This is a genomic window from Mycobacterium sp. (assembly GCF_032159775.1).
Classification (GTDB): domain Bacteria; phylum Actinomycetota; class Actinomycetes; order Mycobacteriales; family Mycobacteriaceae; genus Mycobacterium.
In genome coordinates this window covers 1-10,062 of the sequence record NZ_JAVHWK010000169.1, presented here as the reverse complement: position 1 = coordinate 10,062, position 10,062 = coordinate 1, and the positions used below count along the sequence as shown (strand labels likewise).

The 10,062-nt window shown below is 65.3% G+C and carries 13 protein-coding genes; 7 read left to right on the top strand and 6 right to left on the bottom strand.

The window, feature by feature from the left end; translation table 11 throughout:
* Window positions 1-767 (top strand): NAD(P)H-dependent flavin oxidoreductase (locus QOJ24_RS22530; protein ID WP_526265308.1); only part of this gene is annotated, 767 nt, incomplete at its 5' end.
* Window positions 768-867: 100 nt separating this feature from the next.
* On the opposite strand, the gene QOJ24_RS22525 is transcribed toward QOJ24_RS22530, so the two are convergent.
* The gene (locus QOJ24_RS22525; protein ID WP_123025409.1) at window positions 868-999 is read right to left on the bottom strand and encodes a hypothetical protein; all 132 of its coding nucleotides are present in this window, start codon (window positions 997-999) and stop codon (window positions 868-870) included.
* A 114-nt stretch (window positions 1,000-1,113) separates the two neighbouring features.
* Window positions 1,114-1,692, bottom strand: a complete 579-nt coding sequence (locus QOJ24_RS22520) for a DoxX family protein (protein WP_526265306.1) — start codon at window positions 1,690-1,692, stop codon at window positions 1,114-1,116.
* 166 nt (window positions 1,693-1,858) lie between these two features.
* On the opposite strand from QOJ24_RS22520, the gene QOJ24_RS22515 reads away from it, so the two are divergent.
* Genes QOJ24_RS22515 through QOJ24_RS22505 form a run of 3 tightly spaced genes read left to right on the top strand, consistent with a single transcriptional unit; the run spans window position 1,859 to window position 5,492 of the window.
* A complete protein-coding gene (locus QOJ24_RS22515; protein ID WP_526265304.1) occupies window positions 1,859-4,141 on the top strand; it encodes an MMPL family transporter in 2,283 nt (760 codons plus the stop codon).
* A gap of 2 nt (window positions 4,142-4,143) precedes the next feature.
* Window positions 4,144-4,842 (top strand): TetR/AcrR family transcriptional regulator, encoded by a 699-nt coding sequence (locus QOJ24_RS22510; RefSeq protein ID WP_526265302.1) that lies wholly within the window; start codon window positions 4,144-4,146, stop codon window positions 4,840-4,842.
* A complete protein-coding gene (locus QOJ24_RS22505) occupies window positions 4,839-5,492 on the top strand; it encodes a class I SAM-dependent methyltransferase (protein WP_526265300.1) in 654 nt (217 codons plus the stop codon). Before QOJ24_RS22510 ends, QOJ24_RS22505 begins: the two co-directional genes overlap by 4 nt.
* On the opposite strand, the gene QOJ24_RS22500 is transcribed toward QOJ24_RS22505, so the two are convergent.
* Window positions 5,489-6,202 (bottom strand): SIR2 family NAD-dependent protein deacylase, encoded by a 714-nt coding sequence (locus tag QOJ24_RS22500; protein ID WP_526265298.1) that lies wholly within the window; start codon window positions 6,200-6,202, stop codon window positions 5,489-5,491. The genes QOJ24_RS22505 and QOJ24_RS22500 overlap by 4 nt on opposite strands.
* A 35-nt stretch (window positions 6,203-6,237) precedes the next feature.
* Here QOJ24_RS22500 and QOJ24_RS22495 point away from each other — a divergent pair, with 35 nt between their 5' ends.
* Window positions 6,238-6,603, top strand: a complete 366-nt coding sequence (locus QOJ24_RS22495) for an Rv1152 family transcriptional regulator (protein ID WP_526265310.1) — start codon at window positions 6,238-6,240, stop codon at window positions 6,601-6,603.
* On the opposite strand, the gene QOJ24_RS22490 is transcribed toward QOJ24_RS22495, so the two are convergent.
* Both QOJ24_RS22490 and QOJ24_RS22485 read right to left on the bottom strand, forming a co-directional pair.
* Window positions 6,600-7,424, bottom strand: a complete 825-nt coding sequence (locus QOJ24_RS22490) for a class I SAM-dependent methyltransferase (protein ID WP_526265296.1) — start codon at window positions 7,422-7,424, stop codon at window positions 6,600-6,602. The two genes, QOJ24_RS22495 and QOJ24_RS22490, sit on opposite strands and share 4 nt — an antisense overlap.
* Window positions 7,421-7,942, bottom strand: a complete 522-nt coding sequence (locus tag QOJ24_RS22485) for a DUF1697 domain-containing protein (RefSeq protein WP_526265294.1) — start codon at window positions 7,940-7,942, stop codon at window positions 7,421-7,423. Before QOJ24_RS22485 ends, QOJ24_RS22490 begins: the two co-directional genes overlap by 4 nt.
* A 67-nt stretch (window positions 7,943-8,009) precedes the next feature.
* On the opposite strand from QOJ24_RS22485, the gene QOJ24_RS22480 reads away from it, so the two are divergent.
* Both QOJ24_RS22480 and QOJ24_RS22475 read left to right on the top strand, forming a co-directional pair.
* Window positions 8,010-8,453, top strand: a complete 444-nt coding sequence (locus QOJ24_RS22480) for a PPOX class F420-dependent oxidoreductase (RefSeq protein ID WP_526265292.1) — start codon at window positions 8,010-8,012, stop codon at window positions 8,451-8,453.
* Between the two features lie 51 nt (window positions 8,454-8,504).
* Window positions 8,505-8,672: a DUF5302 family protein gene (locus QOJ24_RS22475; protein WP_526265291.1), complete on the top strand. Its 168-nt coding sequence runs from the start codon at window positions 8,505-8,507 to the stop codon at window positions 8,670-8,672.
* Between the two features lie 30 nt (window positions 8,673-8,702).
* Here the strand turns inward: QOJ24_RS22475 and QOJ24_RS22470 are convergent, their stop codons facing one another.
* A complete protein-coding gene (locus QOJ24_RS22470) occupies window positions 8,703-10,046 on the bottom strand; it encodes an acyltransferase family protein (RefSeq protein WP_526265289.1) in 1,344 nt (447 codons plus the stop codon).
* Window positions 10,047-10,062 lie beyond the last annotated feature (16 nt).

Genomic DNA, 10,062 nt, shown 5'->3' with positions numbered 1-10,062 from the left:
CCATCAACCCGCCGCCGTATGACGAGTACCGGCAGGTGATCGTCGACGCGGGCATCAAGATCGTCGAAACCGCGGGCTCGAACCCAGCGCCGCACCTGCCGATGTTCCATGACAACGGCATCAAGGTGTTGCACAAGTGCACCTCTGTGCGCCACGCGGTCAAAGCGCAGAGCCTCGGCGTGGACGGCATCAGCATCGACGGCTTCGAATGTGCAGGCCATCCCGGCGAGAATGACATTCCCGGCCTGGTCCTGATCCCTGCGGCGGCCGCCAAGATCGACATCCCGATGATCGCCTCCGGCGGCTTCGCCGACGGTCGCGGCCTGGTGGCAGCGCTTGCCCTCGGCGCCGACGGCATCAACATGGGCACGCGGTTCATGTGCACCGCCGAGTCGGCCATCCATCAGAACGTCAAGGAAGCGATTGTGGCGGGCACCGAACTCGACACCGAGATGATCTTCCGGCCTCTACGTAACACTGCGCGCGTCGCGAGTAACGCGGTGTCCCGCGAGGTGGTGCAGATATTGAACAACGGTGGCCAGTTCGAGGACGTCAAAGACCTCGTCGCGGGCTCGCGGGGAGTCAAGGTCTACGAGATCGGCGACCTGGACGCCGGCATCTGGTCGGTTGGCACGGCAATGGGGTTGATCAACGACATCCCGACGTGCGACGAGTTGGTCTCACGCATCGTGGCCGACGCGGAGGAACTGATCACCGAACGGCTGGCCGACATGGTCGATGTTTCGGCAAGGGAGAATGTCGCGTAAGCGATCGAGTCTAGTTTTTGGGAACAACGAAGGATCAACGAGGGCCCCAGATGGGGCAAACTGTCTGATCGGTCAACGCGCTCAGTGCGAGCGCGTTGCCTCAGACTGCGTAGGGCAGCTGCTGGTCGCCGTCAAGCTGCTCGGAGGTATCGCCCTCAACCAGGACATCGCCGTGGTAGAGCGCCTCGAAGTCAACCTTGATGACATCAGCACTGGTGTCGTCGATCCACATGACTCTGAGCGTATGGGTCACCATTAAGAGATCTTTGAGTCACGATTCGGAATATCGTGGCAATTCTTACCGCCCGGTAGGGTGCCAAGTTACTGGCGAGTAGCTGACCTGCGATTATGCCGGTGAGCTCAAATGAATCGGATTTGTGCCATTCAGCACGATCCACGTCAGGATCGCCACGGCGAACGCCAGTCCGAGCAGTCCGACCGCGATTCGGGGTGACCACCGCGGCCGGCCGAGCACGCGCGCGTCCACCGAATAGGCCCCGGCCCCGGTTAACAGCAGCGTCGTCGCACCGAGGAACAACAGGAACGGCACGTTGAACGGCTCCGACCAAAACGCGCCCTGCGAGACGTTGACGGCCCAGGCGCAGATCATCGCGCCGGCGACGGCGCACGCGGCCAGCGGCGTGAGGACGCCGAGGATGAGGCCGATTCCGCCGAGGGTCTCTGCGATGGTCACCATCAGGGCACCGATCGTCGGGAGCCGCCAGCCGCCCGCTTCCATGAAGCCCGCGGTCGCGCCGAAGTCCAAAGCCTTGATGAGGCCGGCCTGGACCAGGGCGGCGCCGACGCCGATGCGAAGGATCAGCAGGCCGACTTCGGCTGTTGAGGTCGTCGTTCGAGTGGTTGCGGTGGTCACCGTGGCGCCGAGCCGAGAGCCCTGTGCGGATCCTGTGGATGTGTTGGTCATGCACTACCGACTGCCGCGCGGTCGGAAATTCATCGCTGCGTAAGAACTGTGAACGATTCGACGGCGCGGGTCGTGGTACCAGCACGAGGTCGCTTTGACGACGATAGGTTATCGCTGATAACTTAGCGTTGGTAGCCACAGTTGGGCTGGTGTGGAGGGGATACACGTGCTTCAACTAATCGCGCGGATGGCTATCAGAGCGCCGAAACGGATCATCGTCATCGCGCTGCTGGTGATGGTGGCCACGGGCATCTTCGGAATCCCCGTCACCAAAAGCCTGTCCGCAGGCGGATTTCAGGACCCGACGTCGGAGTCGGCCAAAGCCGCCAAGTTGCTCATCGACAAGTTCGGCCAGGGCGACATGCAGCTCATCCTCAGCGTGACATCCGACAGCGGGATGGACAGCGCCGAGTCGCGCGCGGTCGGCACCGAACTCGCCTCGCAGCTGCAGGCATCTCCGCATGTGGTCGACGTGACCTCGGCATGGACCGCGCCGCCGACGGCGACCCCGGCCCTCGTCAGCACGGACGGCAAGACGGGGCTCATCGTCGCGGGCATCACCGGCGGGGAGACGAACGCGCAGAAGTACACCAAGGAGCTCACGGAGCGGTTGGTGCACGATCGCGATGGCGTCACCGTCCGCGCCGGCGGCGAGGCGATGATCTATGTCCAAATCAACGGCCAGACCCAAAAAGACCTGCTGTTGATGGAGTCGATCGCGATACCGCTCAGCTTTCTCGTGCTGGTCTGGGTGTTCGGCGGATTGATGGCCGCGGCCCTGCCGCTGGCGGTCGGCGGCTTCGCGATCCTCGGGTCGATGGCGGTGCTGCATGCGATCACGTTCGTGACCAACGTGTCGATATTCGCGCTCAACCTGAGCGTCGCGATGGGGCTCGCGCTCGCAATCGACTACACGCTGCTGATCATCAGCAGATATCGCGACGAACTGGCCGCCGGGTCACAGCGCGACGAGGCGTTGATACGCACGATGGCCACCGCCGGGCGGACCGTGCTGTTCTCCGCGATGACGGTCGCGCTGTCGATGGTCGCGATGGTGCTGTTCCCGATGTACTTCCTGAAATCGTTCGCATATGCCGGGATCGCGGTGGTGTCATTCGCGGCCGTCGCCGCGATCGTGGTGGCGCCCGCCGCAATCGTGCTTCTCGGCGACCGGCTCGACGCGTTGGACATTCGCCGCCTGGTGCGACGGATACTCGGGCGACCCGAGCCGACGCCGAAGTCGGTCGAAGACAGCTTTTGGTATCGCAGCACGAAATTCGTTATGCGCCGGTCAATTCCGATCGGGCTCGCGATCATCGTGCTTCTGCTTCTACTCGGCGCACCGTTCCTCGGTGCGAAGTGGGGATTCCCCGACGACCGCGTGCTGCCCCAGTCGTTATCGGCCCGCGAGGTCGGCGACCAGATGCGAAAGGACTTCGCCGTCGACGCGGCGCGCGACGCGACCGTGGTGATCCCCGACGCCAGCGGGATCACGCCGCAGGAGCTGGGCCGCTACGCCGCCGACCTATCCCTGGTGCCCGATGTGTCGTCGGTGTCGTCTCCGACAGGAACCTTCGCCGAGGGTCGACCTGCCGGTCCTCCCTCGGCGGCAACGGGTTTGAAGGACGGCAGCGCGTTCCTAACCGTCGGTAGCGACGCCCCGCTGTTCTCCGACGCGTCCGAGACTCAGCTCGACCGGTTGCGCGCGGTGAGCACTCCCGAGGGGAAGCCGGTGCAGCTGACCGGCGTCGCGCAGATCAACGAAGACAGCTCGAGCGGCATCACCGAACGGCTTCCGCTCGTGCTCGCGGCGATCGCCGCCATCACGTTCGTGCTGCTGTTCCTGCTGACGGGAAGCGTGGTGCTTCCCTTGAAGGCGTTGTTGCTCAACGTGTTGTCGTTGACGGCGGCGTTCGGTGCGCTGGTGTGGATATTTCAGGACGGCCATCTCGGTGCGCTGGGCACCACGCCAACCGGCACGCTGGTCGCCAACATGCCCGTGCTGTTGTTCTGCATCGCGTTCGGGTTGTCCATGGACTACGAGGTGTTCCTCGTCAGCCGGATCAGGGAGTACTGGCTGTCGCTGCCTGGCAAGACCCGCGCCGACAACGACGAGGCCGTCGCCCTCGGGCTTGCGCGCACCGGTCGCGTCGTCACCGCGGCGGCGGTGGTGATGTCGATCTCGTTCGCCGCGTTGATGGCCGCCCAGGTGTCGTTCATGCGGATGTTCGGGGTCGGGCTGACGCTGGCGATCCTCGTCGACGCAACGCTCGTGCGAATGTTGCTGGTGCCCGCCTTCATGCATGTGCTGGGCCGGTGGAACTGGTGGGCCCCCAAACCGCTGGCGCGGCTGCATGATCGCATCGGTATCAGTGAGTCACCCGACGACCTCATTCCGCCGGCGGAGAAACGTGAGCGCGCGGCGATCTCGGCAACGGACACTGGTTGACGATGTCCTTGCAGCCTCTGAAGCGTCGGCGCGCCCCCCGCGGCTCCGGTGACCAGCTGAGAGACGAGATTCTCGACGCCACCACCGAGTTGCTTTTGGAGACCGGCCACGCCAAGGCCGTGGCGATCCGGTCGGTGGCGCAGCGGGTCGGTGTGACGCCGCCGTCGATCTACCTGCACTTCGCCGACAAGGACGCGCTGCTGGATGCGGTGTGCGCACGTTATTTCGAGAAGCTCGACGAGGAGATGCAGCGCGTCTCGGCCGATCAGCCGTCGACCGTCGACGTGCTTCGCGCTCAGGGCCTGGCCTACGTCCGATTCGCCATGCAAACACCCGAGCTGTACCGCATCGCCACCATGGGCGAGGGCAGGCCCGGTAGCGACATCGACACGACGTTGAACAGTTCGGTGTTTGCGCACCTGCGTAATTCGGTGGAGCTGTTGATCGAGGAGGGCGTCTTCCGCGCCGACGACCCAACGAAGGCCGCTATGCAACTGCTGACCGCCGCGCACGGCATTGCGGCGCTGCTCATCTCGAAGCCGTATCTGCCGTGGGGTGATGTCGAGGAGTTCGCCGACCAGACGATGTCGGCGGCGTGTCTGGGTCATATCGTGCTCGGGCTCGTCGAGGATGAGGATGCGACGCCTCAGCAGACCGTCGCGTGGCTGCTGAATCGCCAACCGCCGGAAAGGAAGTCGTGACCGACGCCAGCAACACCACCGATAACCCATTCTTCGCGCGGCTGTGGACGTTCCTGTCCAGCCACGAGACCGAGGAGATTCAGCGCCTGCGGACTGAGAATCTCGCCGGCCTGGCCGGTCGCGTGTTGGAGGTGGGCGCAGGCACCGGGACGAACTTCGCCTACTACCCGACAACGGTGACCGAGGTGGTGGCGGTCGAGCCCGAGCGACGGCTGGAGCCGCAGGCGCGGTCAGCGGCGGAAAGGGCTCCGGTTCCGGTCACCGTGAGCGCAGGCACCGTCGAGAATTACCTTGCCGGAACCGACGGGGCGCCGTTCGACGCGGTCGTGTGCTCTCTGGTGCTCTGCTCAATCGACGATCCCAATATCGTTCTGCGACAGCTGTTCTCGCTCATGCGGCCGGGTGGTGAGCTGCGCTTCCTCGAGCACGTCGGAAGCGGCGGCTTCCGTGGCCGGCTGCAGAAGGTCGCCGACGCCACGGTGTGGCCCCGCCTGATGGGCAACTGCCACACCCATCGCGACACGGAGGCATCGATCGTCGGGGCCGGGTTTGAAGTGGGCCGCAGCCGTCACGAGCCCGCGATGCCCGCATGGTTCCCCACACCGGTCGCCGAGTACACCATCGGCCGCGCAACCAGGCCCGTCGCCTAGCCGAGGAGCGACGGCAGGCGTTGCAGCAGGGTCGGCAGGGCTTCGGCGGACGGTTCTCTCACCGTGACCGTCGCGGCGTCCGACAGCGGCGTGCGTTCGGGGTTGACCTCGATCACCGGAATGCCGTTGGCCAGCGCCAGTTCAGGCAGCCCGGCGGCCGGGTACACGATCGACGAGGTGCCGACCACGATGACGACATCGGCGTTGCTGACGGCGTCGACCGACTTCTGCCACTCGCGCTCGGGCAGCGGCTCGCCGAACCACACCACGTTGGGCCTGATCAGGCCGCCGCACGGACACTGTGGCGGCGCAACCGTCTCCACCGGCTCCGGCATGTCGGGCAGCTGACCGAGGTATTCGCGTTGGCAACGGTCGCAACGGAATTCGAACAGGCTGCCGTGCAGGTGGTAGACCCGTTGGCTGCCGGCGCGTTCGTGCAGGTTATCGACGTTCTGGGTGACGACGTGCACCTCGGCGTGGTCCTGCCACGCCGCTACGGCGCGATGCCCGTTGTTCGGTTCGACGCCCTGCATGAGGTGATGCCGCCAGAGGTACCAGGCCCAGACCTTCTCCGGATGCCGGTGCCAGCCTTCGGCGCTGGAAATCTCATACGGGTCGACCTTCGCCCACAGCCCCGTCTCGACGTCGCGAAACGTCGGAACCCCACTTTCGGCTGAGATACCCGCTCCGCTGAGGACCGTCAATTGCACCTGACCAAACTAACGCTATGAGCGATACTGAGCACGTGGCCGATTTGGGGGAATGGGTTAAAGCTGATCCGCGCGGCGGTAAACCGCTCTTCGACCAGCTCAGAAGTCAGATCATCGAGGGAATTCGAAGTGGCCGGCTGCCGCCGGGAACACGACTGCCGACAGTGCGCGAACTCGCCTCGGAGCTGGGCATGGCGGTCAACACCGTCGCCCGCGCATATCGCGAGCTGGAGTCGGCTGGAATCCTCGAAACACGCGGGCGCTTCGGCACTTTCGTCGCACGCACGGATCCGGCCGACGCCGCGATGGCGACCGCCGCACACACCTACGCGACCGCGGCCAAGGCTCTGGGCGTAGAAAAGGGAGATGCCCTGAAGTACGTCGAAGCGGCGTTCGGCTAACCGAACTCGAGTAGGGTGACCACCGGTCGCAGGGGGTCGAGCACCGGGACCCGCTGCAGGGTCCACATCAACGCGTTGATCACTTTGCCTCGGCCCGGCAACATCGGCAGGTCATGCACGGCGCGGATGCCCGGCACGGTGTGCACCAGGTTTGCGACATCCGACGGCGACAGCACGAACGGCATCGGCGGCACCCGGTAGCGCAGCGAGACCCGCGAGCCGCCGCGAACCCACGAGGCGAAGAACACCGGCGGAAGGTCGAACATCATCTGGGCGCCGGGAAATCGTTTGGCGCATTCGGCGATCAGGCCGAGGGCCTCTTCCGGCTGCAGGTACATCAGCAGGCCTTCGGCGGTGATGAAGACTCCGTCGGACGGGTCCACCTGGTCCATCCAGCTGAAGTCCAATGCCGACTGCGCGATCGTCGTCACCCGATCCGATGGCGGCAACAGCCGGTCGCGTAGCTCGGTGATCACAGGGAGATCGACGGTGAGCCAACGGAACTGGTCGCCGACACCCGACGCGTCGAGCCGGTAGAAGCTTGTCTGCAGCCCCTCGGCGAGCGCCACGACCGTTGCCGCCGGGTGGTCGACGAGGTAACGACGGGTGTACTCGTCGAAGGTCAGTGCCCGCAGCGCCATGTCCTGGCGTCGGGTGAAGCCGAACTTGGCGAAGTCGAAGTCGATCGAGTCGACCAGCTTGATCGCCATCGGGTCGTCGATGATGGAGTCCGGCCTGCGCGCTTCGGTGGCCCTCACCACCAGCGTCATCAACGCGGTCTCGGAGACTCCGGTCAGGGCGGAGCCATCTGTTTTGCTCATTTGAGTACCTTGTCCAGCGTTCGCAGGTTGCGGGTGGTCGTCGACGACTTGTAGCGCTTCTTGCCCATCGTCTTGCCGATCGTGGTGTCCAGGGTGCCCTTGTTGCGCACCTGCCAGTAGATGACGCCCTTGCCGCGCTTGATCTTCTCGTCCGGACCGGCGTCCTTGGCGAGCGCGGCCAGTTCGTCGAGCACGTCGGGGTCGGTCACGAACGTGACGTAGCTGTGGTGCCCGTCGACCTCGCGCTCGAACGGAAATTTGTCGGCTATCGCCCGCACGGTGTCCAGGTCGTAGGCCAGCACCCAGGCGTCGTAGCCGAATTCGTCGCGCAGTGCCTTTTCAGCCTTTTTGCGAACGGCGTCGGCGCCAGATCGACTCTCCAGCAATACGTTACCGGTGGCGAGGATCGTCTTGACGTTCGTGAAACCGGCATCTTCCAGCGCGGCGGCGACCTGGGCCATCTTCAGGTTGACACCGCCGACGTTGACACCGCGCAAGAACGCGGCGAACTTCGTCATCCGCCCATAGTAGGTACTCGCTGCGAATCGGGGTCGACCCCGCCGGTGGCACACGTAGGCTCGGGGAATGGTCCGCCAGGTGTTCGACGACAAGCTGCTCGCGGTGATCAGCAACAACTCGCTGGGCGTCCTGGCCACCATCAAGCGGGACGGCAGGCCGCAGCTGTCCAACGTCTCCTACCACTTCGACCCGCGCAAGCTCACCGTCGCATCGTCGATCACCGAACCGCGGGCCAAGACTCGCAATCTGCGCCGGGATCCGCGGGCATCGCTGCACGTCAGCTGCGACGACGGGTGGTCGTATGCGGTAGCCGAGGGTGACGCGATCCTCACCCCGCCGGCCGCCTCCGAACGCGACGACACCGTCGAGGCGCTGATCGCCCTGTACCGGGACATCGCCGGTGAGCACCCCGACTGGGACGACTACCGCCGCGCGATGGTCGACGACCGCCGGGTAATGCTGACTCTGCCGATCTCGCACGTGTACGGCATGCCGCCCGGTATGCGCTGAGCCACCAGAAAAGTCCGCGACGGTCCGAAGCCGCCGCGCTAAGCTGCGGCTATGGCTGAAGCACCGGAAGACGACACGAAGAAGAAGTTCCGGGAGGCGCTGGAACGCAAGAACGCTAAGTCGGCAGGCGGTTCCGAGCATCGAGACGGTGGGAACAAGCAACCCAAGGCGCACGGCCCGCTGGAGAGCCGTCGGGAATTCCGCCGCAAGAGCGGTTAGCCGGCCCCGGTTCGGGATGCGAGGACTCACCTACCTCGTGTTTGCGGGCGTGCTCGCCGCGCAAACCCGCGCAGCGGTGACGGGCCGGTCGCCAGCCAGGAAGCGGGCGCCGATCAGCGCCGCCAGCATCACCGCCACGCAATACAGCCCCGGTCCCTTGAGGCCCCAACCAACGGAGGCCAGCGTCGCCGCACCGGCCACGCACAGCAGCACGCCCACCGCCGCGCTGCGCGGACCTGTCGCGGCCACGTAGCCGCCGTCCCAGAGCGGAAGTGGCTTGTTCTCCAACGGGCGCAGCGCGACGAACGCCGTCGTGACCAGGACGGTCATGACGATCAACTGCAGGATGGACAGCGCGACGAAGCCGGCAGCGCCTGCGTCGAAACGCGGATAGCCGAGGTAGTCGAACACCAGGTGCATGAAAAGCAGCGCCGGGATGTGCCAGAGATACAGCGTCATCGCCCCGGAGCTACCGACGGCGGTCAGCCACCACACGCGCGGCCGCCGCGCCCACTGCGCGATCGCGGGCGCCGCGGCAATCGCGAACGCGCACATCATGATTGCGTGTCCGGCCAACAACAGCGACGGCGGCGTCATATTTTTGACATGCTGGGTCTCGATGCCGACCAGGCTGAGTTCATAGGGGCCCAGCCAGATCAGTCCGAGGTTGACCGCGAGCATCACCGCGCCGAGCATCAGTGCCGCGCGGCCCGCGAGCAGGTGTCGCCGGTACGCGACGCCCAGCATGCCGGGGATCAGCCACGCCACCAGGTTGAGATAACCGAAGCCCACCGGGACATCGCCGTTGATTCGGATCGCGTCGACCACCGCCACGAAGGCGTACGTTCCTGCGACCGCCGCGATCAGGCCGCCGCCGGTGGTGATGCGCGCAAGCAGTGGGACGGCGGCGAGCACGAGCACGTAAGCGCCGAGGAACCAGAGCAGCTGAATCGAGATCCCCGCCACGGGGTCGTAGACGTGTTCAGGCAGGAAGTAGCGAAGTATCGCCAGAGCGGAAATCCAGAATGCCAGGTAGTAGAACACCGGCCGGTACAGCCGGGTGCAGCGGCGCATCAGCCAGTTGCCCCAACTGTCGCCGCTACGCCAAGTGTCGATACAAGCCGCGACGCCCGCGAAGAAGAACAGCGGCATGATCTGAAACACCCAAGTCAGCGCCTGGAAGACGACGGACGCGGTGAGCAGGTTGCTCCAGATGAGCACGTCGCTGCGGATGATGCTCGTCGCCATGATCGTGTGCCCGACGACCACGCCGACCAACGACACCATCCTGATGACGTCGATCGCACGGTCCCGCGTCGCGGGTGTGTTCGCCTCGACCTCGTCAGGGGAGGGGAAGACACGTGTGACGGTCATGCCGCAAATCTAGGCA

Excerpts from the sequence above, each read along its gene's own strand:
- QOJ24_RS22520 (WP_526265306.1), bottom strand. The coding sequence starts at position 1,692 with ATGACCAACACATCCACAGGATCCGCACAGGGCTCTCGGCTCGGCGCC.
- QOJ24_RS22475 (WP_526265291.1), top strand. The coding sequence starts at position 8,505 with ATGGCTGAAGCACCGGAAGACGACACGAAGAAGAAGTTCCGGGAGGCG.
- QOJ24_RS22525 (WP_123025409.1), bottom strand. The coding sequence starts at position 999 with ATGTGGATCGACGACACCAGTGCTGATGTCATCAAGGTTGACTTCGAG.
- QOJ24_RS22490 (WP_526265296.1), bottom strand. The coding sequence starts at position 7,424 with ATGAGCAAAACAGATGGCTCCGCCCTGACCGGAGTCTCCGAGACCGCG.
- QOJ24_RS22485 (WP_526265294.1), bottom strand. The coding sequence starts at position 7,942 with ATGACGAAGTTCGCCGCGTTCTTGCGCGGTGTCAACGTCGGCGGTGTC.
- QOJ24_RS22480 (WP_526265292.1), top strand. The coding sequence starts at position 8,010 with ATGGTCCGCCAGGTGTTCGACGACAAGCTGCTCGCGGTGATCAGCAAC.
- QOJ24_RS22510 (WP_526265302.1), top strand. The coding sequence starts at position 4,144 with ATGTCCTTGCAGCCTCTGAAGCGTCGGCGCGCCCCCCGCGGCTCCGGT.
- QOJ24_RS22470 (WP_526265289.1), bottom strand. The coding sequence starts at position 10,046 with ATGACCGTCACACGTGTCTTCCCCTCCCCTGACGAGGTCGAGGCGAAC.